This window comes from Pseudomonas sp. KBN10P06128, from assembly GCF_037574945.1.
Classification (GTDB): Bacteria; Pseudomonadota; Gammaproteobacteria; order Pseudomonadales; family Pseudomonadaceae; genus Pseudomonas; species Pseudomonas aeruginosa.
This window is the reverse complement of sequence record NZ_JBBELR010000001.1, coordinates 3,116,442-3,140,103: the sequence shown is the minus strand read 5'-3', so window position 1 is coordinate 3,140,103 and position 23,662 is coordinate 3,116,442. Positions and strand designations below refer to the sequence as shown.

Below are 23,662 nucleotides of genomic sequence, written 5' to 3'. Positions count from 1 at the left end.
CTATCCGATAATCTGCTTGACGAGCTGGCGGTTCTTGTTCAGCCAGACGATGTAATGGTCGCCGCCCTTGCCGGCCCACATGTCGGCCGCCATCTGGTCGGGGTCTTGAACGGCATGGAGGTGGACCGCGTTGTTCACTGCGGTGCTGAAATTCTTGGACGGCTCCTGTATCTGAGCGGCGCCCATGCTTGGGCGTGGCAGGGATGGCGCGGGAATGCCGGCGACGCCTCCGGTGGCGTGGCGGACGGCTCCCGCCCAGTCATGGAGCGCAGCCCATCCGCGTTGGTTGATGTCCAGCAGCAGCGGAGTAAGCCCTGGCTGCATGGCGGATGCCGACCGGATTACGACCTCATTGTTGGATAGCCAGGCCGGTATGCTGTCGCTGGTGGGGGTGCCTGGTCCCTGGACCTGGCCACCACCCGCGAAGCCGAAAATGCTGGTGATCGAAGACAACCAGCCACTCCCGCCACCAGCCACTCCAGCGGCCCCGGCAGCTCCCGCAGCGCCGGTCACCCCACTGACACCATTGGCGGCGGCCAGCGAGGCGGCAGCGGCCTGGATAGCGGCGGCGCCGCTCAGGAGCGTGCCGCCAGCAGTCGCCAGGGCGCCGGCCGAGGCGGATACAGCCGAGGCGCCGACCGTCAGCCCCTGGGCGCCGCCATCGGTGCCACCACCCAGGCCAAACCCGGAAAGCAGAGACGCCCCCAGCTGGCGGGTCGCCATCCTGGCCAGGTCGCCAATCATGGTGCGGACGAAGTCATCCAGCGACGCCTTGCCAGTCGTCACAAAGGTAACGACGGCATCCTCCAGACCGGAGAAGGCGTTACTAAACAGTTCGTAGGTCTGACCCGCGACGTCCCTGGCGGAGTCGATGTAATCAGCGAACGCCGACGTCGCCCCGTTGACCCAGTTGCCCTGGGCGGCCTGGAGGTCGGCGTAGTTGCGTTGCAGCTGCTGGGTCATCGCGGCATGGTTAGCTTCCAGCGCCTTGAGCTTGTCGTTGTACTCGTCGAGGCTCATGCCTCGCGAGCCGTCACCGTACTGGCTCGCTAGGTCCAGGCGCTGCTGCGCGAATCGGTCGTCAAGGCTGCCACGCTGATCGAACAAGCGGCGCTGTTGCGCGCCCATGCCCACGGCAGCGGCGGCACGTTGACCCTGGAGGGCCAGCGCATCCTGTTGTTGCTGGAGCGCGTCGCTGTAGGCCTTGACTGCCTGGGCCTGTTTCTTCAGGCGGCCCTGTTCGTTGAGCTGGAGGACTTCCAGGTCGGCGTCGGCCTTCTTCTGTGCCTTGACCATGTTGTTCCTGGCCTCGGCGATCTTCTGGTCCAGGCTGATGCGCTGGGCCGCCGTGGTGGAACTTTTGTCGCGCAGCGCCTCCAGCGCCTGGATTTCCCCCTCATAGGCTGCGGTGACCTGGTCCTTGTTCTGGCTGATCAGTTCGCCGCGCTGCGCGACATAGTCCGCATAGCTCAGTAGGCCGGCGCGCTGCTGCGCCTGGAGCTTCTGCTCGGCGTTCCTGAAATCGGTTTGCAACTGGTCCAGGCGGTTCTTCGCCTCGGTGACGCTGGACTGGTCGAGGGGCGTAGACGGTCCTTTCGGGGTTTTCGGGTCTTTGTACTTCTGATCGATGGCCTTGCGAGCGGCGGCGATATTTTCCGGCCGCAGGCGTTCGTCGTTCGGGTTAGCCGCCTGGATCGCGGCAATGCTCCGGTCCAGCTCCCTGTTGAGCTTGTCGCGCTTTTCCTTGTTGGTGCGCACCGACTCCAGCAGCTTGTCCATGCTCTGCTGGCCGCGTATTGCCTCGTCCTCCAGGTAGCGATCCAGGCGCGCCTTCTGCGCCTTCTCGCCCTCGTCCTGGATTTCCTGGAGGGCATCGGTGAATTGCTTCCCGCGCTCGTCGTCCGACATCGAGCTGCGCTGATACGCCTTGCGTAGCTCGTTGAACCAGCCCAAGGGGCCGAAGACAGCCCCGCTGGCCACAGCGCGCCCCGGCTGGAAGGCCTGCCCCTTGGTCAGTTGCTCCAGGCGTTCCTCGGGCGTCTCCGTCCGGCCCACGCCGAGCATTTCGTCCCAGGCGCCCTTGGCCACCCCGGCAACGGTCTTCCAAGCGGTTTCCAGGGTGCCCAGGTTCTCGACGATCTGGCTCGCCCGCTCGTCCATTGCCTGGCTATAGGCATCCATGGCCAGCTGGGCGGCACCCAGCGAATCGCCTTGCTGATCGAGGGCGGCTATCTGCTCGTAAACCGAGGCGGTCAGGTAGTGATATTTCTCGTTGAGCTGCTGCGAGGCTTTGACCGGTTCGTCGGCCAGCTTGGAGAACTCGGCGACCGTATCCGAAACAGCCTTGCCGGTCGCTTCCTGCATCGCGATGGAGGTAGTGGCAACCTGCTCGATCTGGTCAACCGTGAACTTGCCGGTCGCGGTGATTTCCGACAGTACCGCCACGGCCTCATACTGAGTGCCGTTCGCCCTGGCGAGTGACGCCGCCATGGCGGACAGTTGCCCGGCGGTGGTGCCGGCATAGTTGCCGGTCAGGACGATGGCCTTGTTCAGCTCGTCCGCCTCTGAGCTGCCTTTCTCATATGCCAGAGCCAGCGCCACGCCCGCAGCGGCCACCGCCGCGCCGATGACTATAAAGGCGCTACCTGCTCCGCTGAGGCCTACCATAGCCGTCTTGGCGTTGTTGGCCGACGCTGCGGCAGCGTCCGCCCCTCGGGCGATGTCGTCCAGGCCGTCGCTAGCGTTACTCGCGATCCCGAAGAACGATTTGACCTGGTCGCCCAGCGCTTGGAACGTCGCGCCGACGCCACCGAAACTGTCCTTGATCTGCCCGCCTTGCTGGATGGCAACCATCCACAGCGGCATCCCGCTAGCCAGGCTGGTGACAACGTCGGTGATCTGCGCCGGCAACTGCCGCATGGCCTGGCGGTACTGACCTGCCGAAATGCCGGCCACGGCCATGGCGTCAGACGTGCCGAGCAGGCGGTCCCGTTGCTCCTGGAGCTTGGCGTTGTAGGTCGTAAAGACGTCCGGGTCGATACCTCGACCCTTGGCAGCATTCAGGCGCGCCTGGAGGCTGTCGAGCTTCTCCAGCTCGCGAGTGACCGGGTCGATGGCCGCGAGCAGTTTGCCCAGCTCGGCCTGCTGCCGGTCGAACTCGGCGGTCGCTTTCGCCGCTGCCTCGGCCGCTCGTTGCTCGGCTGCAACCTGCTGTTCGCGGGCGCGCTCGGCGTTGTGGTAGGCATTCATCGACGCCGATTGAGCGCGGGCGCTTTCCTGCCATCCGCTGGTGGCTGCCCGCGTGGCGGTGTTCATCCGATCTGAACTTTCCGCCAGCGCGTCCAGCGCTTCCCGCTGTTGCAGGGACGCGGCGACCATCGCCTTGATCCGGGCCGCCTGCTGGTCGGCCGTCTCCCCCAAACCGGACAGCTCCCGGCCAGCCTGGCTGGCATGGTCACCAGCGGCCTGGATCGAGTTGGACAGTTCCTCGACCTGGTCCGCACCCTGCTGAAGGTCAGCGCGGATGCGCAGGGCTAATACAAGGTCCTGGTCGGCCACGTTCAATTACTCATGAGCTGATCATAGGCGGCAATCGCTACAGAGCCCCCGGCGAAGCCATGGTTGACCGCCATCAGCTCGCGGGCTTGCTGGCGGCCCTTTTCTGCCTCGGCTTCGCGGAAGAACAGCATTAGCTGTCGCTCGGTGTAGCGGCCGAGCTGGTCGCGCTGGTGTCCTGCTGCGACGAGGCAGGCGAAGACTCGACCCCACGTTGTTGGCGGGCTTGAGCCACTACTATCGGGCGCCACAGGCGGCGGGCGAAAAAACCCTGGTTGGCTGCCCACCAGACCAGCATCAGGGACTCACCGTCGCTTGGACGGAGCGACCGGACCCAGCCATCCGCCTTGCCACAGCTCACGGCAATCAACGGTAGAACGAGCTTCCAGTGCTCCGTCAGCACGTCCAGCGCAATGGTCGCGCCCTCGACTCCTTCGAGGTGTTCACGCGGCACCTGGAGAAACGCCTCGGCAATGGCCTTGAGGGCCGCGTGGTGGGTGAGCTGCTCTTCGAAGGTCAGCTCGCGGACAACCAGGTCCTCGCCCCCGACCGTCAAACGGCGGTCGGGGAACAGAACTTCCAGGCTGTCATCGACGGGGGTGTCGTTCGGCTTCTTCATGACTCACCCCAGCTGAATAATGCGGCCGAAGCGGCCAAGGTCGCCGGTATCCGGCTTGCTGGTGTCCAGCAGGATTCCGCCGCTGATCTGCATGCCGGCGACGGTGTTGCCGTCGCTGATCAATGCCAGCTCCTGGAGCGGGTCGGTCGCGACCTTGTACAGCTCGACGATGACCGGCGCGCCGCCTTCGGCCAAGTTGATGCCCTTATAGCGCAGGGCAACGGTCGGCTGCGGCGCGGTGAACATGCCCACCTGCTTGGTGGCGGCGTACTCATAGGCCGCTTTGAACGGCTGGGTCGGGGCCGGCGTCGGCAGACCCAGCAGTTGGACCTCGCCGTAGGCGCCATCGGCTCGCAGGGCGTAATACTGCGGGTCGAGGGGCGCCGGGCTGCTCGCGCTGTCGGTGATGACCAGTTCGCTGACGCCGAAATTGGCCAAGCGGATCACATCGCCAGCCACCAGGTCGGCGGGGAGTACCTCGCCCGTCACGGAGCCCGCCGCCTTGGCCACGACCTTGCCATAGAGGGTAAGCGCCAGGTTGTCCGGGCCGATGCTGTGCAGGGTGATGTTGACGGTGGCGGTCTTGCCGATAGGGAAGCTGCGTACCAGGGCTTTCTGGCCACTGTAGCTTTCCTTGTGCTCGACCTTCTCGACTGCGAGCTGGATGCTCATGGCCGAGACATCTTGAATCCAGCGCCATTTGCCGAGAACGCCGTTGACGATAGGCGCGGCGTCAATCTCACCTTGCCCGTAGAAATACGTTTCCTGTGCCATGTGAGGCCTCCGTAGGAATCAGATGTTGCGCGTTACTTGTCGCGTTTCTCGTCGGCCTTGGGCTCGGCGGGAATCTTGGTGATCAATTGACGGCGCAGCAGAAACTCGGCATCGGCGCGACTGACTTCGATCTCGTCGCCCTGCGCCACCGGCTTGCCGGCATGGGTGTGATTGGGTTTCTCGGCGGTGATGGTGACTTTTACGGTTTCCATGACTTGAGCCTCGGGAAGACAAAGTTGGCGGTGAACACCAGCGGGAAATAGAAGAACCCGTTGCTGTAGCTGACTGGCGAAGCCTGCGGGCTGCGGGCCAGCGGGCTGACGCCCTGATCAGGAACCCAGCCGGTCAGTGCCTTGAGCAGCTGGCCGAGCAGCGGGCCGGCTTCGCGCCGGGCGCCCTGGCCGTCGCCCTGGGCGTCGGCGTAGTACAACGTCAGCACGGCTGCCCAGTGCTGGGTGACCGTCTGAATCGCCCGACTGCCGCCCTGGTGCGACGCCCCGGTGCCGATCTCGTCGCCCAGGTAGACGACATAGACGCAAGGCGAGCCCTGGCGCTGTTCGTCGAGGGTGGCCAGATCGGGGATGCCCGAAACGTCCTGAAGGCCGGGCACCTCGGCGCGGATGCGCTCGACCAGGAGCGTCTCCAGGAACAGGTAATCGAACGGCTCGGCAGTGCTCACCAGGTGCCCCCGAAATCGTTGCGTTGCGAACTGATTTGAACGGTATTGGCAATGGGCGCCGGGGTGCCGGAGCTGGTCAAGGCCAGGCTGAGCTTCCCGGAGGAAATGCCGCCCAGCAGCTTCCGCTTGCGCTCGGCATCCAGGATCGCGGGGTGGTCGTCCTTGACCTGGGTGTGCAGGTTGGCAAATGCCAGCACGCACGCTACGCGCTTCAGCACCACAGGCACCTGGGCCAGCGGCAGCTGGTAGCGGGCGTGCAGGTGGAGATCGATCTCCGCGTCCGCATCGGCGATAGCCTGGGCCACGACCGCCGGATCGATGGTCGTGGCGGGTTTATTGACGCGGTCGCTCAGCTGGCGGATGGACGCCTCGCCGTACTGCTCGACCAGGTCGGCCTGGGTGCAATAGCTCACTGTTGCTGCTCCTGGTGCTCCAGGACGTCGATGGCGCTATGGCACTCGGCAGCGACCCGGCGATCCAGCTCGGCCTGGGCGAGGTCGCCCTGGGCTTCGATGATCGGAGCATTGTGCTCGGCGTTCTGCGCGGCGATGGTCAGTTGACTGATGGCCAGGGTGTGGTCGCTCATGTCGAACTCCTGATGAATAGGTGGCCATCCGTGGCCAGGGGCGGTCCCTCTGCTGGGGTGGGTTATTCCTGGGTGTCGTTGTCCGACGCGGGCGGCTCACCCTCGCCGCCGACGTCGTCCGGCAGGAACTCGCAGGACTCGACGCGCAGCTGGGGCTCTTCCTTGAGGGCCTTGAGCTGCGCCTCGGTCAGGGCGGACAGGGCGATTCCGATTCCTTCGCTGGTGAACGCGAAGCCAGCACGCCGGAAGGTCGGCGGATAGCTGCGCACGAAGATGCCCTCGACGCTCTGCTGGGCTTCATCGCCCGCCGCCTGGCGGGCCAGCCTGGCGGTCGGCTTGGCGGTAGTTGCGGCTTTGCGTGCCATGAGCTGCCCCCTTATGCGCCAGTGCCGGTGGAGCCATAGGCCAGCTGCCAGAAGCCGTAACCGGCAGCAGCGCGGGCTTCGGCGCCGAACTTCAGCTTGCGCAGGTTGAAGACGTCATCCGAATCCAGGTTGACCTGGGAAACGAATTCCGGCTGCTTCCTGGGCTGGAAGATGAACGGTTTTACCGGCTTGGTGGTGTCCAGCAGGAACCAGGCGGTGTCGGACTCGATACGCCCGTCCACTACCAGCTCAGCAGTGCCGACGTAGGGGTTCGGGGTGTTGTCCGCGAGCTTCGGGTTGGTGAGCAGCATCTTCGCCACGTCTTCCAGCGCCGGGCCGACCAGGAGCACGTTGGGGGAGACGTTGAGGGAACGTCCTTCCTCGTCTTTGAACTTCTTCATCGCAGTGCGAGCAGCGCCATAACCTGCCTTCGCCGCCGCCTGGCTGGCGTTGGAAAGCGGAGCGGTGCCCTTGTTGCTCACCGAGGCATCACCGACAGGGTGATCCGTGTCGATGAAATACTGGCCGTCGAAACAGGGCTTGGTGAAGGCGCCGTTGACCGCTTCATAGACCAGCTCGTCCGGGAGCTGAGCCGCCGAGTAACCGGCCATCTTCGCCTGGGGCGAGTAGATGCCGATTTGGTCGTCCTCGATGTCGTTGCGGTCCACCTCGACGGTGGCCTCGAAGTCCTCGTTCTCGACAACGTACTTGTAGGCTTTCAGGTTCTTGATCACCTTCGCGCCGATCCAGCGGCGCATCTTCGGAAAGGTGCTCAACCACTTGTAATCGTTGCTGCTGGTGTTGCTCGGCACTTCCATGGCGATCTTCTGCCAGGTGGTGGGGGCCGCCGCGAAGGCGTTGTTGAAGATGGTTTTGATCGCGACGAATGCCGCGTTGAGACTCTGCTTGTTGATCAGCATGTGTCCGGTTCTCCGTTGGTGAGCCTGTTATTCCACCCACACGCCGTCCGGTTCGACGCCGATGATGCGGCCGGCCGGGGAGCGGGTTTCGGTGCCGTCCGTGGCGGCGACGGTCTGGTCGTCCACGATGTAGGCGGGTTTCATCAGGTGCGCCTGGGTGACGCTGCCGTCGTTCGCCCACTTGAAGGCGTTCAGGCGGCGCACACGGACGACCTTGGCGCCGTCCGCGCCATTGCGGTTGTCCACGTATTCCTCAGCGCGACCCAGGTAGGTCAGGCCGGTGGCGGTGCTGCCGCCTACGGCGAACCCGGTAGCGTTCGCCACGACGATGGCGCCGGCGAAGACCTGGACGTTAGCCGCTACCGGCACGCCAATGACTTCGGCGTCCTGGAGCGGGGTGTTGCGGTCGGTGGTCAGGGCGGTCATAGCGCCTCCTTACTGGCCTTTCAGGGTCTTGAGGTAATCCTCCGGCTTGATCTGCATAGCCGAGCAAACCGCGAGGGCGGCCTCGTCCAGCTGGTCAACCGAGGTAGGCACCGAGGTACGCCCGGCGCTCTGCTGTTGGGTCAGGGCGGCGATGGGCTTGGCCTGGCCCAGGTAGCTCTTCAAGCCGGCCAAGTCCTTGGCGCCGTATTCACGCGCCCAGGGCTCCATGGACGGAATGAGTCGGCCCTCCTGGATAGCGCTGTTGATCAGGCCGTCCAGCTCGCCGCCGTTGAGGCGAGAGGTCAGCGCCGCGACCTGGCCCTGGAGCTGGGTGACAGCTTCAACGGGCGCCCACTTCGCCGGGTCGGGGTTACCGGGGGCGGCGACCTTCAGCTGGGCGGTGGCGGCGGCGATCTGCTCGACGTCCGCGTCCTGGGCCAGGCCGAGGGTTTCGCGCAGCTTGGCCAGGTTGGTCGCTTGGGCGTCTAGGGCCGGCTTCAGGGCGGTCAGGGCCGCAATGGCCTCTGCCTCGGTCGTGCCTTCTTTCAGCGACAGGGCCGCGATGATGGCTTTCAGGAGTTCATCCACAGGGGTTTCCTCGTCGGGGTGGTAGAGGCCAAAGGTCGCGGCCGCTCGGCGTGCGAGGGGCTCCAGACCGTCGATGGCGGGGTCATTTGTCATTGCGCCCATGAGGATGGAGAGGACCGTGCCGTCCGGGGCGTAGCTGAAGACGGGGCTGAAGTAGAGGTACTCGCCGTCCTCGATCAGCTTCGCGGCGCGGGCGGTGTATTCGACACGCCCCCACAGGCCGGAGCCTTCGCGCCATTCGAAGTCCAGGAAACGGCCGGCAGCGGGCGCGGGCTGGCCGTTCTGCTCTTTCTTTAGGGTCTGGTGCTCGTAGTCCAGGACGGGCGGAGTCTTGCGCGACCGTGCGCGCTCGATCACTGCGGCGGCACTGTCGGCATCGATCCGCCAGCCCGGCACATCCATAGGGCGCCCATCCATGGGCCAGAACTCACCGGCAGGCGTAACTTGAATCCAGGCGCTGCCGTCCTCCAGCTTGGGGAGCTGGAACGAGCAGGCGGCGATGGCGACGTGTAGGCGGTTCTTCTTCATGCCGCCAATGGTGGCGACGGTCGAGCGCGGCGGTTACGGGAAGGGGTTCAACGACTGCGGAAACCGTCCGGCACCATCTTCTGGCCAAGCCCTGGCACGCGGATGGCGATGGAACGATTTCTAACGGGGTTCTAACGGGGTTAACGCACCGACTCTGATGCGAGGTAGCGGCTAACCCCGTTTCGGCACGTGTAGCGCGTTTGCGGGCGGATCAGGTGATCACGCAGATGGCGGGTCGCTCGCCAGGCACTCCAGGGCGAACTGGACGGTATACGGCGCGGGACGGTAGCCCTCCTTGACGTCCTCGCTCAGGTAATAGCGCATAACCCTGTCACTGAGGCCGAGCAGCTCGGCTGCGCGCCGCTGGCTGATGCCGGCTTTCTTGAGCAGCCCGCGCAGGTAGCGCGGGTCTGGATTGTGGTTGGAGGCGTCAGGCTTCATCTTCGACCGCTTCGAGCAGGCGCTTGATTTCTGAATCTTCTGCGGTGCGAGCTTCGTCGTCCAGCCAGTCCGCATAGCCTTTGATGCTGTCTGCGTCGTCGGCATCCATCGCGTACTGAGTAGTGCCCGACTGGATCAGAACGCTGTTGTCGTCGAACGTGTACTTGGTATAGCCCTCGCCATCCCAGACCTGATCTTTTGCGATAGCGATGGCTTCGGCGGCTTCGCACGCTGCGACAGTATCTTTGTGCTGCTGAGCGATCATTTGTGCGGTCTTAGTCATGGTGTCTCTCCTTGGGTTCGCCTCGCCGTTGTGGCTGGCATGACGCTAGATTAGGCACATTGTGCCTAATCCGCAATAGGCACAATGTGCCGCTTGTCCGAATTCATTTCCCCTAACGCCCCTGGGATAGAGCAGCTAGAAGGACGTCCAGGACCGCATCGCGGGCGCTTGGCTTGAGCTGGCCGTTTCTGAGGACCGGCAGATACGGGCGCGCTGGGATTGTCACCTTACGGCCTCGTCCAGCCTGGCCGCCCAGCTGCTGGATAGCTGCGTAGGTCAGATTGGAGCCGATCTGCGCCTGGTCACGGTCGGCGCGGGTTGTGATCGAGCGCGCCAGGGCGTTGGTGACCTGGAGAATCGGATGCGCGCCGCGCCCCTTCGCCGCTCGCGCTGCAACGGTAACGGGGCTCAACTGGGGCCATCCCGGCCCCTCGTCCATGAATGCAAACTCCGTCTCGGCCAGCAGCTCAGCAGCGATGCCGCGCATCAGCGGCAGGGTGTCGGTTACTGCCGCGTAGAGCGCCGCCAGGCGCTCCTGGACCTCGCGGTCCACCAGTTCCAGCTCGATGCGATTGGCCATTAGCGAACCCTCCTGTAACGGCCCAGGGCGAGCCCGTCGTCGATGCTTTCCATCGTCACCTCAGTAACCTGGCTGATGTTCTCCATTTGGCCCGGCCCATAGATGCCACCGCGCAGCCGAACCGCCAGGGTAGAGTCGCCATCCTGGACGACATAGACCAGCGACTCGCTGCCACGCTCCCACAGCACCATAGCGGGCTGGGCCAGGCGCTGCGGCAGGTTCGCCAGCTGCTCGCGAGCGACCGAGCTGTTACGAATCACGGTGTCGCTGGCCGATACCACGCCAGCCTGGAGCTGGGCACCCTGGGCAGCCGCATAGGTGATGTCGGTCGGATCGAGGACGCCGACCGACATCGTCTGTCCCTGGGGCGACGTGGAGCGGTCCACAAACGCCTGCCAGGCGCGCTGGCGTACCGGGTCCAGGAGCACGTCCTGGACCTCGCCGAGGGCGGCAGGCGCTCCCAGGGTGCGCTCGGCCTTGTTGTACAGCACCTGGTCCATCAGGGCGCTCTGTATCGGGCTGCCGTCGAACCCGGCATCGGGGCGAAATTGGATCTTCCGACCGGCCCGGTCGGTCGTCTCCAGGGTGGTCAAGGTCTGCTCCCGAATCTCCCCCGTCCGCTTGTCTACGCCCGTCTCGACGGTCACTTGGCCGGTCTTGCCGACGCTGGATTCGACCGTCAGACCACGGCGACGCACAGCGGCCGCCGTCAACGGAACGATTCGGCACCGGCAGTTGTAGCCATTCGGCGGCATGATGTGCTGCCAGATCGGGTCGTCCCAGCGGAACACCTTGCCATGTAGCGCCGCATGGCTGGGCCGGGTGACGCTGTCCATGACGGCCACATACATCCAGTAAGGGTGAGTTTCCCTGGCCTCGTATGCGGCGGCATAGCGCCCGGCCATGTAGGCCGACTGCATGTTGGTCTGGTAGATCGTTTCCAGCCGGCGCGGGCTGCCGAGCTGGGCGACCTCGGCGCCGCCGTCCGGCGCAACCACTATCTGGCGTCCCCACCAGCCCTTGGCCTCCAGGATCGGGCGCAGGTTGCGCTGGAAGTCGCGCAGCGTTCCGCCACGTTCCAGGTTATCGACCAGGGCGTCGCGGATGTCTTGGAGCACGTCCAGGCGTGCCGCCTTGGCCACCGTCAGCGCTCGGGCATGGGTGGCCGCGTCAACATCGTGCCAGTTCCAGGTAATGGCGAATCCCTTGCGCTCCAGGTACTCGATAGCGGCCTCCGGCCGCATGGCGAAGATGGCCCGCAGATCGGCCTCGGTTGGCGTTGCCATCAGTCGATCCGATCCAGAGTGCCGTTGAGCCGGCCCCAGGTGTCGGCTACGAACAGCAGCCGGTGGAGGGCATCCGCCAGGGCGCTGTCGTCCATATCCGGGAATGCCTCGGCCAGGGCGCCGAGCAGCTCTGCCTCGCTACCTCCGCGGCTGATCACATCCAGGAGCGGCGCGACCAGGCTATCGGCCTGGTTTTGCATGTCCTGGGCCGGCAGGCTGGCCAGCACCTGGTCCAGCGCTTCCTGATCGCGGTAGCGTGGTCCAATCACCTGGGCCAGCGCAGCGACGCGAGGACCAGGGCGCCGGCTCAGTTGGGCGATGCCTGCGCCGGCCTGATCGACCAGGACTGCCTCGCCCTTGGCCGGCAGCGGGATTCCCAGTTGCTCCTGGACCCAGTTGACCGGAACCTGGACGCCCAGCTTGACCAGGGGCGGTAATGACGTTGCCATGGCGGCCAGGTCGGCCCGGTCCTTGAGGTCGAACACCAGGCGGGGGGCGCGGCGTGCGTCGAGGTTGCCGGAGCGGTTGAGGACCAGGAGGGGCCAGAGTAGGTCTCGGCTCAGCGTGGCGGCGAGCTGTCGGGCATCCGCCGCCAGAAGGTCATGGCGCACCTCGTTATGGACCTGCCCCAGGGCATAGGCACCACCGCCCGACTCGCTGGTCTGGCTGGTGAGCGTGCCGCCCAGGATGGCCTTCGACATTGAGTCATCGCACCAGCGCATCATGGCCATGAACGGCTCGGCCGAGCCTTTCGACGCTTCCTGGAACTCGATGGACATACTCTCGGGGATGATGCCTGCTGCGGCATGGCCGAGGCCGGTCACGGCCCGCAGCAGGGTCACCTTCTCTTCGTCCGGCGTGCCGGGCGGGTACTTCCCGAGCCGGATCGGCAGACCGTAGATTTCGAGCATTTCCGCCAGGTCGGCCGTGGAGTAGTGCTTGAACAGGTACGGCCAGGCCAGCACCCGGAATAACCCGCTACGCGCCACGTATCCCGAGCGCGAACGCGGCTTGTGCATGATCCAGCCGAACGGCTGGAGCACCTCGCCCGCGATGCTGTTATCGCGCAGGCGCAGCTCGTCCTGGTCGTCCGGGCTCAGTTGAAACCAGCTCTGAGGCCGGTGGTCGAAGGCCTGCGGCAGCCACTCCCGTCCCTGGAGGGACCAGTCCAGCTCGATAGCGCTATAGCCGTGGCCGACGCCATCCATGCAATCGAGCATGAGGTCTTCAATGCCCTCCAGGTCGAGCAGCAGCTCGTGGAGATACTCCGCGTCGGCCTTCTCTGCGGCCGAGGCGTTGCGCGGCGGCTCGATGGTCCAGTCCAGGCCGAGGACAGCGCGCTTGCGCTTGCTCATTTCGGCGAACAGGTGGGCGTCGCGTTCCTCCATGTCCATGAACAGCTCGGCCTGAGCCTGGAGTTGACCCTGCTCGGCCTCGATCAAGATGCGAGCCAACTTAGCTGGGGTCAGCCCCTTGGCCGGGTGGTTGGCGAACTCTTTGGCCAGTCCCGTCAGGTGCGCGGTCTGCTGCTTGCGCAGCTGCTGGGTTCGAAGGGGGTTGCCGTAAATATCCACGATGGTGGCCATCGTTGCGTCTCCTACCAGTCGCCGCCCATGCGGCCACCTATGTCAAAAGAGTCTTTGAACTCACTGGAACCCGCAGAGCTGCGACGGCCAGGCACCGGGGTGAATTCATAGGAACCAGCGCGGGTGCTAGCGATCATCCAGAGGATCGACAGGGCGCAAAGGCCGTCGTAGTGGTGCCCGGTCTGCGGTTCTGGCCAGCTGTCCAGCTCGTCGAGCAGGGCGACCAATCCAGGCGAAAACAGAATCCGTGGCGCAAATGCGTCGTTGATGAACGGCTCCATGGCATCGATTCGAACGGACTGGTCCGCCATGCTGGTAACACCGACCAGAGGGAGCGCTACGCGCTGCATCAGCGCAGCCTTGGCGATGTTCTGCCGCTGGATTTCGAATGCCCCGTTGTTCTCGAAACCGATAGCGCGCATCTGGTACTCCCTCTGCGCTGCGATCAGGTCGGCTTCCAGTTTCGAGGGGACGCGCCGCTTGATGGCCGCCTCTATGACGTTGAGTACCTGTTTCTCGGTGTCCCAGCCCCCCACGATGATTGCCGACGGGTCGGACTGTGCGCTCGCCCCGACAGAGGGGTCGCAGGCGCCAAACATCTGCCAACGGCCGGAGCGCATGACCCAAAAGCGCGGGTTGGTAAACGTCTTGTCTTCATCGGATCGCGGGTCGCCTTGCAGCTCGGTCGCGAACGCGGCTTTGTTCTTCGCCCGCTGACGCATCAGCCAGTAGAGCGACCGGACACCTGGCCAACTGGTGACGGCCCCCAGCTCCATCTGCTCGCGGTTGTCCTGGTAGAACTGAAACGACGGCAGAGCGCTATCGGGCGCGACGCTACCGCGCTCGGCGTATTGTTCCATCACGGGCTTATCGTCGTTGAGCATCACCTCTTCGCAGTGTGCCCATAGGTCCATGTGGGTGGGGAACGTCTCGATAGCGCGGAAGTGGTGGACCAGGTGCCCGACCGTGCGTTTGGCTCGGCTGATCGGATCGTCCTTATTCAGCACTGTGCCCACGCCTAGATATTTGACAGAGCCATCCGGTGGGCCGAGGTAGTCGATAGCCTTTTCCAGCCAGTCCCATCGGTTGTTGCGCTCGGTCGGGGACTTGGCCTCTTTGTCGGTGATCAGGTCATCGCCCAGGAGCAGCTTGGGACGGCTCGCGCCGTGGAATGTGCCCCGGATCGCCTGTTCAGCGCCGAAGGCCTCCAGCTTGACCCCGGAGAGGGAAACAAACTCGCCGATCTTCCAGACGCTTCCCTTGCCGCAGACTTCGGGGAAGTCCAGGGACAGGGAGGCGTTTACCAGTAGCTCGGTCTTGACTACTTCCAGGAGCTTGGTGGGCAAGCGCGTTTCGGCGCCTAGGAGCGTGATGTAGTCGACGAAGTACGGCGCCGGGCCGGTCATGCCCAGTTCGGCCCGAATCTCCGGTCGCTGGAGCAGCCCCTGGACAACGACATAGCACGGCCCGACCTTGGTCAGCAGTGAGGACTTCGCCTCGCCACGCGGAGCTACCCACCATTCCTTGAGGCCGCTGGAGCTACTGATGAGCTGGGGAAAGCGCTTGAAGAAATGCGCATGGAACAACGAGGCAGGCGGCCGGATGTGGTGCGGGAAGTAGGTATACGCGAAGAACTCGAAATCGCGATCTACCAGTACGCGACGGCGCCGCTCGGCCCGAGCTTCCGGGGAGCTATCGAGGCCGACCTGTTGCGCCTCGATGTCGCGGCGCAGCTGCTGCGCCATGGCGGATAGTTCCCGTAGGAACTCTTTTTCCTCGGCGTTCATTTCAGCCCCTTGGCGATTACTTCCCCGAACGGCTCCAGAATCTCGGCGAAGGCCTGGACGTGCTGCGGGAATTGTTCACGGATGAAGGCCGCCAGGCGCTGGATGACTTCCATTGCGGTGGCCAGGCTGGAGGTTTCCGGTAGTACCCGCTTCGATGCGCTGATCGACTTGTTATAGGCGTCGGCCAGGCTGGCGAGCATCTGCACCTTGACCGCTGGCGTGATCGCGCTGTCCACCTGGATCGCCTCCATGGTGGCCTGGAACTGGGTCACCAGGCCGGCCAGCACCTGGCGCGCCACGTCCTCCAGCCCACCACCGGCCAGCAACTGCGCCGATTGCGCCTTGTCCCAGTCGTCCCCCTCGGCTTCCGCCTGCTGTTTCCAGCGGCGGGCGGTGCCGTAGGAGACGCCGAACATGGCGGCCGCGACCTCTAGGGACTGGCGGTCGAGGACGTAGGCGCGGCGCAGGGCGTCGCGGGTTTCCTTCGGGTGCGCCATGGGCTACCTCAGATACCGAGCTTGATACGCGCCGCGAGCAGGCCGCAGGCAACCAGGCCACCCGCCAGCGCGCCGGCCGCCGAGCCGTACAGCACGGCCTTACGTTCGATCTGCGGGAATCGGTCCTCGAAGCGCTCCAGGCGGCCGTCGATGCGTTGCAGCAGTTCGAACTCGGGAGAGGCTTTCTTTTCGGTCATCGGATCAGTCCTTTTGAAGGTGCCGCACGGTGTCCCAGTGCAGGCCGGCGCAAACGCCGTATTGGTCGTAGAGTTGTTTGAGGGCAATTGCGGCGGCATCGGGGCTGTCATCAGTCACCGCCACCGGGGTCGGGCACGGTTGAGCCAAGGCCGCCGGTAGTGGCCTGGGCGGCACGTTGACGGGCGGTTTCGAGCTGCTGCATGACGCCAGCAGGAAAGCGGCAGGCAGCGCGATCAGCAGCGGTTTCGGCCAGGGCATGGCGAAGCTCCCGAGTAGTTTGTTGGTCGCTGTCGGCCCGCTGGGCCAGGCGCTGGAAAAGAGCCGCGCTGGTGTCCTGGACCGTCTTCAGTTGTGCCGCCGATTGCTCCAGGACGTCGCGATATGCGCGGGTCTGTGCGTCGGCGCAGGCGGCGCGCCCATCGGCCAGCCCAGCCTCGCGACCGCCCCACCAGCCGGCCGTCCAGACCATCACCAGGAGCACAAAGACAACCAGGCCGACGCGCCAGGTCATGGCGATTTCTCGACGCTGAGCTGGACCTGGTAGGACGCAACGGTCTGCATGAAGCCGTAGGCGAACGCCCCGCCCAGGCCATAGGCGAGGCCTGCGGCACCAATTGCCATGAAGGCCAGAATCACGACGCGGGCCAGCAGGTCGCGGAGATAGAGGCGTATCCAGAGCCATCGGTTGGCCGGGGCTTCACGGCAGATCGCGAACAGATCGCTGAGGCTGATTCCGCTGGGGCGCTGCATCACAGCACCTCCCGCACGGCCTGGGCGATCTGCTCGGCGCTGTAGGGCTGCTGCCCGTTTTCCTGGTGAATGATGGCGGTCACCAGAGCGACCAGGGTGGCCTGGTCCAGGTGCAGGCTGGCCTGCGGCGGAACTCCCATCGCTCGGGCCACGGCCGAGGCATACGCGCGGGTGTTGTTCTCGTTCGACGGCGCCCAGCGTGCGATCAGCGATTCGACGGTGCGCAGGCCATAGACCTTGCGATAGTTCAGCAGCAGCTTTGCCAGGGCGCGGATGCCGTTATGCGCGGTGTCGAAGCGGGCGAAACGCGGCTCAACCTTCGGGTTGTGCGGGAGCTGGCCCTGCCAGTTGTTGCGTGCTGACCAGACGATGTTGCCGGGGTTGTTGTTGCGGATACCGCGAGGTTGAAGGGCCATCAGTTGTTCTCCAGTTTGCGTTTTACCCACTGGGCGAACGCGCCCAGCCATGAATCGCCGTCCCGCTCAAACAGGCGCAGGGCCGCACCGATCAGCCACCAGGCAGGCAGACCGGCAATCACCAGGAGCGGAGCGGAAACGAACAGCAGGCCGACCGCTGGCTCCAGTTGGTAGAGCCCGGCCACCACCTGGGCGGACTCGAACAGCTCGGGGCGGTTGGAGTGCAGGTAAACCACCAGGATTGGGCCGAAGACGCTGGACGCGACGATGGTGCAGAACAGCCGGGCGAACCCCTCTTTCATGGTTCGGGGCCACAGGACCAGGAAGCCCAGGGCGGCAGCCAGGGCGCCCGCGCTTATGTGGATGCCGAACATTTTCAGCAGCGCGGCGCTGCCGGCCGAGGTGGATGCGGGATCAGGCATTTGGTGCTTCCGTTGCGAGCGCTGCCCGAATTGCGGATAGGTGCGCATTGCCTACCTCCGGGGCGGACTTGGTGTAGTTGGATATGCGGAAATCGGTGTCGGTGACGCGGGGAGCAGCAGGCGGGCCGCGCCGGATCGACTCGGCGCGGTGGTCCATCATCTGGCGATACGCCTTGACCTTCGCGAAGGCGTCCTCGACGTGTGCCCGAACGAGCGGCTGCCAGTTGACCGGGCAGGCTTCCAGCAGAGCGTTACGACGCTCGCGGCTGGGCTCGGCCAGGATGGCGGCGGCGTAGTCGCGGGGGCTGCGCGGTGGATGCGGGGCGTTGAACTCTTTCATGCCGCCATCGTGGCGGCGACATGCTAGGGGGAATTAGATGATTGACTTCGACGGCTGAGACAGGATCGGCGTGGAGACGCCGGCCGGGGCGTTGCGCCCCGGCTTAGTGGAACAGGGTGGATTGCTGCGGTGCCGGCTCGCTCGGCCGGTTGACAATCTCCCATATCCAGCGGTCGGACAGGTTGTACTTGCGGGCAAGATCGCTGAGCAGGCTACGGGCGGTTTGCCCATCACGCAAGCCCTGCTCGAAGCGCTCGACGATCTCCAGGTCGCGCCACCGTACCAGCGCCTTGTGGCAGCGAGCCACGTAAATTTCTTCGCCCCGATAGTGCGTGTGGAGCTGCTCCTCGATGTCGCTGCCCACTAGTTCGGCCAGCGCAGCCCGGCGCGCTTCGCCCCTCCGCGCCCGGCCCTCGGCTATCCGCCAGGACGTGCCGCCGAGTTGCTCGACCACCACCAGGGTGGCCGGCAGTCCTATGCGTCCGGCCATGTCGCGGACGGTATCCGGCAGCATGTCCTGGACCTCCCGAAGATCCACCTCAGACCTGGCCATGGCGGCTCCTATCGATGATAAGCGCCTGCATCAGCCGGTAGAGCTGGCTGTCGTCCAGCCACTCGACCCGCTCGACCTGGAACATGCGCCGGGCCATGTGGTCGGCGTAGCTCCAGGGGCGATGGGCGCTGGCCAGGAGCGCGGTGATTTTACGCAGCACGGTTTGCCGGTTTTGAGGTACTTTTGGCGTCGCCCGGCCCTGCCGGTTGCTCTTCGGTTTCCAGCCCAGGCGCTGGAGTTCGACCAGTACGTGGTCGATCTGGCGCGGCCCTAGGTCCTTGGCCGAGCGCACGCCCGCGACGCGAGCCAGCAATGCGCGATAGGTGTCATCGTCCATGCCCAGCTGGGCCTTGGCGATGTGGATTTTTGCGAGGTTGACGGCGCGTAGGCTCATCGCTTGGTCCTCCCTGGATGGCTTCTCTTTTGGATCAATTCGGCAAAACGTGACGCGTCACGCTCTGCAATTTCGGCAACGTTGTGTAGGAGCAAGGTGACCGCCTCGGCCGGCTCGGCGAAGCCCCCGGCCGCGCAGATCAGATCGAGTGCATCCGCCGTTCCCTGGTACATGTCCATGTTGAAGCGGCGACCGCCCAGCGCAGCGCGGCGCAGGGCATCGCGCTCGCGCTTCGCCCGTTGGCGTTCCCGCGCCAGGCGGCGCTGGCGGTCTGTCTTGGTTTCGTTCGTCATGGGTGGCTGCTCATCAGTACCGGACCACCACGTCCGGCAGACCGCCCCGGCCAGGCCGGGGCGGTTTCGCTCAGTGGACGGTGCGGTTCTTAGCCGTGGTGTAGTGGATTTCCTGTTGCGGTTCCTCGCCGCGAGCGCGGCGTGCCAGGCACTCGTCGCAGGCGCAGGAAACGGCGTTGCCAACTCCGTTCAGCTTGGCGAGTTCCCGGCCAATGGACTTCGAGGCCTCCATGAGGGCATAGGCCAGTTTCGAAGCTTCGGAATCGTGCAACTGCGGGCCTTTCATGCCGAAGAGGACGCCGCCCTCGGTGTCGCTGATGGTGATGGTGTATACGGCCATGGTTATGCCTCCTTCTGTGCGGATGCCTGCTTTTCCAGCTGGCGGATGCGGGTGCGAATTTTCTGCTCGACGATCTTCTGGAGGCCGGTGACCGCGAGCGCGGCGCGGCATTGCTCCAGGTCGAAGCCGGCAACGGCGCGGAGTCGGCTATCGACGTCTACGGCGCCGTAGCTCTGTCCGGGGTGATTGAAGGGGTTGGACTGCTGCATTTCACACCCCCAGCGCACGGAAGCCGGGCCGATCCTGCTGGCCCAGGGTCTGGATGTAGCGGGCGATGGAGCCCAGGTTTTCGCGGTCGGTGGCGTCGGGGCTCACACCCGGCACGCGCCGGGCGACTTTCTTGCCGACCTGGTGCGGCTCAGCGGTTGCAAAGACCGCCGCCCGCACGCTGGCCAAGTCGCCCACGGCAAGGGCGAAGTAGCCCTCGCCTGGGTGTTCCTCCCGCAGCTCGATCAGGCCGTCGATGCGGCACATGGCGAACGTCTTGGTCATGATCAGAGCCCCTCCAGCAGCCGAATGGCATCGTGCGTGACCTGGGCCGGAGACTTCCGGCGAGCGCGTGGTGTAGCTGGGGCCGGCTCGGCCTGCGGCATGACCAATTGACTGGGGCGTACTATCGTCAACTCGACTTCCGGCACTTCGCCGACGGTGTACTTGAACCCAGCTCCAGAGGCGTAGTCGGCCTGAACCTCTGCGGCTCGACTCATGATGTCTATCAGCTTGAGTGCATCAGCCTGGGGTAACAGGAAGCGCTGATAGTCCAAGGTGACGATGCACAGCTGTTGCGCGCGGTTGCGGGCCATGTCACACGTCCTTGGAGCGCAGCCGCTCCAGCAGTTCGGCGGCATTGGCCGCTTTCTCCCCAGTGATCACAGCCACCAGGTAGTCCCGGCCGCTGTTCAACTCCAGATGGACGACGTCGAACAGGTCCACGTCGAGCCGCTCGGCGTCGTTCAGCAAGTCCAGCAGTGTGGTTTTCGGCCACTTCATTTCGGTCAGGACGCCCATTACTGCACCTCCGCTTCGAAAGGCACGATGGCGAAGTCTTCGATGCCGGAGTTCACGGTCAGCCCCGGAAGCCCCTGGACGGCCTCGGGTTCGTTGAGGATCGCTTCCTTGTTCACCTCTTCCTTGGTGCGGATGAAGCGGATAAGCCCTTTGCTGCGCAGCAGCTCCAGGACCGCATCGGCGCCGCGCACAGTCACGGACGGGGGACGGATGCGCCACTGGACCTCGCCGGTGGTGAGGTTCGCGTACTTGACCTTGTTGTTGTCGGTCAGCTCGGCACGGTTGGCCTCGCACCAGGACTGGACTCCGCCCTGGAGGACCGCCAGGCGCTTCTTCAGGTCTTCGGCCGGCTCCGAATAGCGCTCGGTGATCTGGCCGATTTCATCGTTCATTGCGGTTTCCAGTCGGGCCAGCTCGCGCTGGAGGTCGCCGATGTTCTTGATATCGCTGATGACTTGTTCGCGGGTCTGCGGGACGTAGACGGCGGCAGCGGATTTCAGACGTTTCTTCGGTGCCATGTTGGCGTTCTCCTGTTCAGTGAATTACGGGGTTGCTGCCGGCGAAGTCGCGGTAGCTGATCGGTTCGCTCCAGGCCAGGGTGATGCCCTGGAAGCGGGTGATGTAACGGGTGCTGCCGGCCGAGGCGTCGCGCTGGAAGCCCATCAGGTAGCCTTTCTCCAAGAGCTGGCGGGCGTCATCTGCGGCGATGGTCACGCGCCCCTCTGCCGGCTCCAGGCGATGAAGGCGGACCCCCATGCGCTGGAGCAGCCGGGCGGCGTCGTTGAAGGTGCGCAGGCTCCGGGCCAGGTCAGGCGTCAAGACTTTCAAGGGCAATGCGGTTCTCATGGCCTTGTTCCTCTCGTTTCATGGGGGCGGTATGCGGGTTGCGTGGACAGGCGCGGCACGCTTTCCAGCAGCGCATCGCGACGGGGTTGTTCAGCGGCGCCGGCCGCTGGAGGTACTCGCTGCACTCGACCGAGGTCACCGCCTCGCCCAAGGCCGGGCATTCAATACGGCTCAGCGCGGCCAGGACGCGGCGCTCGACGCGGATCGTCGAGGGCGACGGGTAGCGGTTGGCGAGGATGGTGCTGACGGTCGAACGGCTCATGCCGATTGCCTCGCCGGCCTTCGTCTGGCTGCTGCGGGCCACCTCAGCGGCGAGCAGCTGGACGAAGACGGGCGGACGCTCGCCCCAGGCCGACAGATCGATTGCGCGGTCCATTAGCACCCCCACTGCCAGGCAATGAGGCGACGGATCGGCAGCAGGGCATCACCGACCAGGACCAGTAGCAGGCCGAGGGCCAGGAAGATGCCGATGGGGATCAGTGTTCGGCGCATGGCGGCACCTCCTGGCTCAGCAGTGAGGCCGCTCGGTCCAGGCGCTCCCCCTGAACGCGTTCCTGCATTGCAGCGGTTTGACGCTCAAGGTGATTGATAGCCCCCCGGTGCGCCTCCTGTTTCCAGGGATGGCTATCAGCGATCTTCCTTCCACAAGGATCGCTGCGCACGGAGGCAAGGGCCTGCTCCAGAGGCATTCCCTTGGCCAACCGCATGCGCACGGTGGCGGCGGTGACCTGGCCGAACTGGCTCACCAGCTCCGGCAAGGTGGCTGTTACACCAAACGCGGTGTAGCGGGTGTGTTTTGCCCTCGCGGCGCGCCTCGCCGCGACAATCGAGCGCAGACGCCCCTCTGTCATCGGACACTTGCGTCCCTTCTTCTCCTGGTCAGCGCGCAGGCGGTCCCACGACTGACAAGGAGGCACCCAGTCCATTTCTGGCAGGAGTTCCAGGAGTTCCTTGAACTTCCGCGACTGCATACCCAGGGCCTTACTCACGGCCCGACGACTGAACCCACGGCTCGCCATGTCGCGGATGTACTCCTCAATGTTCGTAGTGCCGCGAAAGTGGCTTGTGCTAGCCTTCGCGGCGCTACCGCCTTGCTGTGCATGCATTTGCATGGCTCCTCTCCTTCCGGGTGGTGGTAGGTGTCGAGGGGCGGCCACCCCTCGGCACCGTCTTCATCAGGGCCTCAGCCGCCTGATTCGTTGTTCTCTTCGGTATCCGCCACGCCAGCCTGGGCAGCGCCCCGCGAACGACTCCGGTTGTGTTGGTACTCGCCGTGCGAACTCCACATGACCTGATCCAGGTTCGGGTCGTAGACCTGACGGCGCGTCTCGCGCTGGACAATGGGCGGCCGTGGACCGGTGTAGCGGCCCGGCTTGAGGGCGTAGTGGCGGCCGTTGCGGGTCAGGTATCCGGCGTTTTGGAGGTCGATGAAGTAGCGCTGAACGGTGCTGGGCGACACGGGCGTGCCCGAGGCCGCCACCGATGCGGCGATCTGCTCCGGGGTCGCTGGACCGAGGATGCGCAACGTCCGCCAGACCGCCTCGGTGGTGTATCCCTGCTGGGATGGCTTGCCATCGGCGTTCAGGTTCGGTGCCTCGACGCCGTTGTCGCGGACCAGCTGGAAAACGACCTCTTCGCCGCGCTTGAATCCGCGAATCGCCTCGACGTAGCCGCCCAGGCGCAGGCAGGCGACATACTTCTCGACGGTCTTGTCGTGCTGATTGGACCGGCGCGCCACACGGTAGACGGTGAACTCTTCGCGGTTGGCCCGGATGACTTCCCACATCTGCTGGCGGGGGCTCTTGCCCCCGACCATGCAGAGGTGAGCCGGGTTCTTGCCGAGGCTCATTTCGAAGTCCTCGGGTTCGGGGCCGCGCCGGTATACAGCTCCAGGTTCAGGCGCTGGAGGTCGGCCAGTTCCAGCTCGCGCCGGCCCTGAACGGTGGCGGCCTCGGCCAACTGCTCCAGGTTCACCGCGACGCGACGGACAGAGCCCAGGGATTTCTTCACCAGGTGCGCGAGCAGATCGTCAGCGATAGCCACTCCGGGGCTGTAGACCGGCGCCAGGTTGCGGGCGTCTTCCAGGGACACTGGCTGGGCCGGAACCCAGCTGAGAACGCGGCCATGGAAGCGTTCGTACTTCTTGAGCTTGGTCGGCAGCATTTCCTCGCCGATCAGCAAGATGGAGGCTTGGCTGGACTCGTACAGATCACGAATCAGTTCGACCTGGCCAGCGGCGACCAGATGGTCCATTTCGTCGATGATCAGCGGGCGGCCGCTGGCGGCCAGTTCCTCGGCGATCTGGTCGGCCATTTCCGGGATGGTCCCGGCCGGCTTGATGCCCATTTCCCCCAGGATCGACTTCAGCGTGTGCTTGCGGGTCCAGACGCTTTTGGCTTGGACGTAGTAGGCGCGGCGGCGATTGGCGACCCAGGCGGCCGAAACGGATTTGCCGAAGCCGGACGGGCCGTAGAAGCAGACCAGGCCGGGCAAGGTTGAGGTACGCGACAGCGCTTTCTCCAGGGCGATATCGCAAAGGGCGATGTTGGCGATGTCGGCCATGCCGCTGGCCAGTTGGGTGGTTTTCGGGGTGGTCATGAAT

General features: G+C 65.0%; 40 protein-coding genes and 1 other RNA gene. All 41 read right to left on the bottom strand.

Translation table 11 applies throughout. The annotated features are described in order from the left end of the window. The 41 genes from VQ065_RS15025 to VQ065_RS14830 all read right to left on the bottom strand — a co-directional run bounded on the left by VQ065_RS15025 (position 1) and on the right by VQ065_RS14830 (position 23,658). Positions 1 to 3,558 carry a phage tail tape measure protein gene (locus tag VQ065_RS15025; RefSeq protein ID WP_015994825.1) on the bottom strand — a complete coding sequence of 1,186 codons (3,558 nt, stop codon included), beginning with the start codon at positions 3,556 to 3,558 and terminating at the stop codon, positions 1 to 3. Positions 3,559 to 3,560: 2 nt separating this feature from the next. Next, positions 3,561 to 3,689: a hypothetical protein gene (locus tag VQ065_RS15020; RefSeq protein ID WP_015972878.1), complete on the bottom strand. Its 129-nt coding sequence runs from the start codon at positions 3,687 to 3,689 to the stop codon at positions 3,561 to 3,563. Continuing rightward, positions 3,689 to 4,174: a DUF6631 family protein gene (locus VQ065_RS15015; RefSeq protein WP_015994832.1), complete on the bottom strand. Its 486-nt coding sequence runs from the start codon at positions 4,172 to 4,174 to the stop codon at positions 3,689 to 3,691. The genes VQ065_RS15020 and VQ065_RS15015 overlap by 1 nt, the downstream gene beginning before the upstream one ends. A gap of 3 nt (positions 4,175 to 4,177) precedes the next feature. After that, positions 4,178 to 4,948, bottom strand: coding sequence for a phage tail tube protein (locus VQ065_RS15010; RefSeq protein ID WP_003137261.1), 771 nt, complete (start codon positions 4,946 to 4,948; stop codon positions 4,178 to 4,180). A gap of 32 nt (positions 4,949 to 4,980) precedes the next feature. After that, positions 4,981 to 5,160, bottom strand: a complete 180-nt coding sequence (locus VQ065_RS15005) for a DUF7210 family protein (protein WP_003099460.1) — start codon at positions 5,158 to 5,160, stop codon at positions 4,981 to 4,983. Beyond that, entirely contained in the window at positions 5,148 to 5,627 is a 480-nt protein-coding gene (locus VQ065_RS15000) for a phage tail terminator protein (protein WP_012613797.1), read from the bottom strand. Before VQ065_RS15000 ends, VQ065_RS15005 begins: the two co-directional genes overlap by 13 nt. After that, complete coding sequence (locus tag VQ065_RS14995; RefSeq protein WP_015972874.1) at positions 5,624 to 6,040, bottom strand: gp436 family protein; 417 nt, start codon at positions 6,038 to 6,040, stop codon at positions 5,624 to 5,626. Before VQ065_RS14995 ends, VQ065_RS15000 begins: the two co-directional genes overlap by 4 nt. Continuing rightward, positions 6,037 to 6,213 carry a hypothetical protein gene (locus VQ065_RS14990; protein ID WP_012613796.1) on the bottom strand — a complete coding sequence of 59 codons (177 nt, stop codon included), beginning with the start codon at positions 6,211 to 6,213 and terminating at the stop codon, positions 6,037 to 6,039. Before VQ065_RS14990 ends, VQ065_RS14995 begins: the two co-directional genes overlap by 4 nt. A gap of 62 nt (positions 6,214 to 6,275) precedes the next feature. Next, the gene (locus VQ065_RS14985; RefSeq protein ID WP_015994824.1) at positions 6,276 to 6,578 is read right to left on the bottom strand and encodes an HI1506-related protein; all 303 of its coding nucleotides are present in this window, start codon (positions 6,576 to 6,578) and stop codon (positions 6,276 to 6,278) included. 11 nt (positions 6,579 to 6,589) lie between these two features. After that, positions 6,590 to 7,498, bottom strand: a complete 909-nt coding sequence (locus VQ065_RS14980) for a Mu-like prophage major head subunit gpT family protein (protein WP_015994823.1) — start codon at positions 7,496 to 7,498, stop codon at positions 6,590 to 6,592. Positions 7,499 to 7,525: 27 nt separating this feature from the next. Further along, the gene (locus VQ065_RS14975) at positions 7,526 to 7,924 is read right to left on the bottom strand and encodes a hypothetical protein (RefSeq protein ID WP_012613793.1); all 399 of its coding nucleotides are present in this window, start codon (positions 7,922 to 7,924) and stop codon (positions 7,526 to 7,528) included. Positions 7,925 to 7,933: 9 nt separating this feature from the next. Further along, on the bottom strand, positions 7,934 to 9,040 hold the full coding sequence (locus tag VQ065_RS14970) for a phage protease (RefSeq protein ID WP_340080420.1): 1,107 nt from the start codon (positions 9,038 to 9,040) through the stop codon (positions 7,934 to 7,936). A gap of 219 nt (positions 9,041 to 9,259) precedes the next feature. After that, complete coding sequence (locus tag VQ065_RS14965) at positions 9,260 to 9,481, bottom strand: winged helix-turn-helix domain-containing protein (protein WP_031757297.1); 222 nt, start codon at positions 9,479 to 9,481, stop codon at positions 9,260 to 9,262. Beyond that, positions 9,471 to 9,746: an anti-CRISPR protein AcrF2 gene (gene acrF2 / locus VQ065_RS14960; RefSeq protein ID WP_015994820.1), complete on the bottom strand. Its 276-nt coding sequence runs from the start codon at positions 9,744 to 9,746 to the stop codon at positions 9,471 to 9,473. The genes VQ065_RS14965 and acrF2 overlap by 11 nt, the downstream gene beginning before the upstream one ends. A 130-nt stretch (positions 9,747 to 9,876) precedes the next feature. Continuing rightward, positions 9,877 to 10,344, bottom strand: a complete 468-nt coding sequence (locus VQ065_RS14955; RefSeq protein ID WP_015994819.1) for a phage virion morphogenesis protein — start codon at positions 10,342 to 10,344, stop codon at positions 9,877 to 9,879. Then, entirely contained in the window at positions 10,344 to 11,630 is a 1,287-nt protein-coding gene (locus VQ065_RS14950; protein WP_015994818.1) for a phage head morphogenesis protein, read from the bottom strand. The genes VQ065_RS14955 and VQ065_RS14950 overlap by 1 nt, the downstream gene beginning before the upstream one ends. Continuing rightward, positions 11,630 to 13,216, bottom strand: a complete 1,587-nt coding sequence (locus VQ065_RS14945) for a DUF935 domain-containing protein (RefSeq protein WP_050396497.1) — start codon at positions 13,214 to 13,216, stop codon at positions 11,630 to 11,632. Before VQ065_RS14945 ends, VQ065_RS14950 begins: the two co-directional genes overlap by 1 nt. Positions 13,217 to 13,227: 11 nt before the next feature. Next, positions 13,228 to 15,003 carry a hypothetical protein gene (locus tag VQ065_RS14940; protein ID WP_124197820.1) on the bottom strand — a complete coding sequence of 592 codons (1,776 nt, stop codon included), beginning with the start codon at positions 15,001 to 15,003 and terminating at the stop codon, positions 13,228 to 13,230. Continuing rightward, a complete protein-coding gene (locus VQ065_RS14935; RefSeq protein ID WP_015649660.1) occupies positions 15,000 to 15,500 on the bottom strand; it encodes a DUF1804 family protein in 501 nt (166 codons plus the stop codon). Before VQ065_RS14935 ends, VQ065_RS14940 begins: the two co-directional genes overlap by 4 nt. A gap of 8 nt (positions 15,501 to 15,508) precedes the next feature. After that, complete coding sequence (locus VQ065_RS14930) at positions 15,509 to 15,697, bottom strand: hypothetical protein (protein WP_003094538.1); 189 nt, start codon at positions 15,695 to 15,697, stop codon at positions 15,509 to 15,511. 4 nt (positions 15,698 to 15,701) lie between these two features. Next, positions 15,702 to 15,872: a hypothetical protein gene (locus tag VQ065_RS31985; protein WP_418346330.1), complete on the bottom strand. Its 171-nt coding sequence runs from the start codon at positions 15,870 to 15,872 to the stop codon at positions 15,702 to 15,704. Continuing rightward, positions 15,808 to 16,209 carry a hypothetical protein gene (locus tag VQ065_RS14925; RefSeq protein ID WP_034065288.1) on the bottom strand — a complete coding sequence of 134 codons (402 nt, stop codon included), beginning with the start codon at positions 16,207 to 16,209 and terminating at the stop codon, positions 15,808 to 15,810. Before VQ065_RS14925 ends, VQ065_RS31985 begins: the two co-directional genes overlap by 65 nt. Continuing rightward, on the bottom strand, positions 16,206 to 16,448 hold the full coding sequence (locus VQ065_RS14920) for a hypothetical protein (RefSeq protein WP_126117228.1): 243 nt from the start codon (positions 16,446 to 16,448) through the stop codon (positions 16,206 to 16,208). The genes VQ065_RS14925 and VQ065_RS14920 overlap by 4 nt, the downstream gene beginning before the upstream one ends. Beyond that, positions 16,448 to 16,864 carry a structural protein gene (locus tag VQ065_RS14915; protein WP_034051401.1) on the bottom strand — a complete coding sequence of 139 codons (417 nt, stop codon included), beginning with the start codon at positions 16,862 to 16,864 and terminating at the stop codon, positions 16,448 to 16,450. The genes VQ065_RS14920 and VQ065_RS14915 overlap by 1 nt, the downstream gene beginning before the upstream one ends. Beyond that, the gene (locus VQ065_RS14910) at positions 16,864 to 17,334 is read right to left on the bottom strand and encodes a hypothetical protein (protein WP_015649662.1); all 471 of its coding nucleotides are present in this window, start codon (positions 17,332 to 17,334) and stop codon (positions 16,864 to 16,866) included. Before VQ065_RS14910 ends, VQ065_RS14915 begins: the two co-directional genes overlap by 1 nt. Continuing rightward, positions 17,279 to 17,626 carry a hypothetical protein gene (locus VQ065_RS14905; RefSeq protein WP_031670563.1) on the bottom strand — a complete coding sequence of 116 codons (348 nt, stop codon included), beginning with the start codon at positions 17,624 to 17,626 and terminating at the stop codon, positions 17,279 to 17,281. Before VQ065_RS14905 ends, VQ065_RS14910 begins: the two co-directional genes overlap by 56 nt. A 103-nt stretch (positions 17,627 to 17,729) precedes the next feature. Then, the gene (locus VQ065_RS14900) at positions 17,730 to 18,179 is read right to left on the bottom strand and encodes a Mor transcription activator family protein (RefSeq protein ID WP_031670562.1); all 450 of its coding nucleotides are present in this window, start codon (positions 18,177 to 18,179) and stop codon (positions 17,730 to 17,732) included. Continuing rightward, entirely contained in the window at positions 18,166 to 18,573 is a 408-nt protein-coding gene (locus VQ065_RS14895) for a gp16 family protein (RefSeq protein WP_003099430.1), read from the bottom strand. The genes VQ065_RS14900 and VQ065_RS14895 overlap by 14 nt, the downstream gene beginning before the upstream one ends. Further along, positions 18,570 to 18,866, bottom strand: coding sequence for a hypothetical protein (locus VQ065_RS14890; protein ID WP_003099427.1), 297 nt, complete (start codon positions 18,864 to 18,866; stop codon positions 18,570 to 18,572). Before VQ065_RS14890 ends, VQ065_RS14895 begins: the two co-directional genes overlap by 4 nt. Continuing rightward, an RNA gene (locus VQ065_RS14885) (hammerhead ribozyme type II) lies at positions 18,867 to 18,938 on the bottom strand. Beyond that, positions 18,937 to 19,206, bottom strand: coding sequence for a hypothetical protein (locus VQ065_RS14880; protein WP_317938079.1), 270 nt, complete (start codon positions 19,204 to 19,206; stop codon positions 18,937 to 18,939). The genes VQ065_RS14885 and VQ065_RS14880 overlap by 2 nt, the downstream gene beginning before the upstream one ends. Positions 19,207 to 19,208: 2 nt before the next feature. Beyond that, positions 19,209 to 19,415, bottom strand: coding sequence for a hypothetical protein (locus tag VQ065_RS14875; RefSeq protein ID WP_003094506.1), 207 nt, complete (start codon positions 19,413 to 19,415; stop codon positions 19,209 to 19,211). A 1-nt stretch (position 19,416) separates the two neighbouring features. Next, entirely contained in the window at positions 19,417 to 19,698 is a 282-nt protein-coding gene (locus tag VQ065_RS14870) for a hypothetical protein (protein ID WP_003094504.1), read from the bottom strand. Positions 19,699 to 19,700: 2 nt separating this feature from the next. Then, positions 19,701 to 20,009 carry a hypothetical protein gene (locus VQ065_RS14865; protein ID WP_003094501.1) on the bottom strand — a complete coding sequence of 103 codons (309 nt, stop codon included), beginning with the start codon at positions 20,007 to 20,009 and terminating at the stop codon, positions 19,701 to 19,703. 1 nt (position 20,010) lies between these two features. Beyond that, the gene (locus VQ065_RS14860; RefSeq protein ID WP_003099420.1) at positions 20,011 to 20,214 is read right to left on the bottom strand and encodes a hypothetical protein; all 204 of its coding nucleotides are present in this window, start codon (positions 20,212 to 20,214) and stop codon (positions 20,011 to 20,013) included. After that, positions 20,214 to 20,732: a host-nuclease inhibitor Gam family protein gene (locus tag VQ065_RS14855; protein WP_016068554.1), complete on the bottom strand. Its 519-nt coding sequence runs from the start codon at positions 20,730 to 20,732 to the stop codon at positions 20,214 to 20,216. The genes VQ065_RS14860 and VQ065_RS14855 overlap by 1 nt, the downstream gene beginning before the upstream one ends. 16 nt (positions 20,733 to 20,748) lie before the next feature. After that, complete coding sequence (locus VQ065_RS14850; RefSeq protein WP_020750458.1) at positions 20,749 to 21,060, bottom strand: hypothetical protein; 312 nt, start codon at positions 21,058 to 21,060, stop codon at positions 20,749 to 20,751. Next, entirely contained in the window at positions 21,023 to 21,436 is a 414-nt protein-coding gene (locus VQ065_RS14845; RefSeq protein ID WP_012613773.1) for a hypothetical protein, read from the bottom strand. The genes VQ065_RS14850 and VQ065_RS14845 overlap by 38 nt, the downstream gene beginning before the upstream one ends. Before the next feature lie 100 nt (positions 21,437 to 21,536). Continuing rightward, positions 21,537 to 22,172 (bottom strand): hypothetical protein, encoded by a 636-nt coding sequence (locus VQ065_RS14840; RefSeq protein WP_003099411.1) that lies wholly within the window; start codon positions 22,170 to 22,172, stop codon positions 21,537 to 21,539. A gap of 71 nt (positions 22,173 to 22,243) precedes the next feature. Then, the gene (locus tag VQ065_RS14835; RefSeq protein WP_034004924.1) at positions 22,244 to 22,909 is read right to left on the bottom strand and encodes a hypothetical protein; all 666 of its coding nucleotides are present in this window, start codon (positions 22,907 to 22,909) and stop codon (positions 22,244 to 22,246) included. After that, on the bottom strand, positions 22,906 to 23,658 hold the full coding sequence (locus VQ065_RS14830) for an AAA family ATPase (protein WP_010791922.1): 753 nt from the start codon (positions 23,656 to 23,658) through the stop codon (positions 22,906 to 22,908). The genes VQ065_RS14835 and VQ065_RS14830 overlap by 4 nt, the downstream gene beginning before the upstream one ends. Between the last annotated feature and the right edge of the window lie 4 nt (positions 23,659 to 23,662).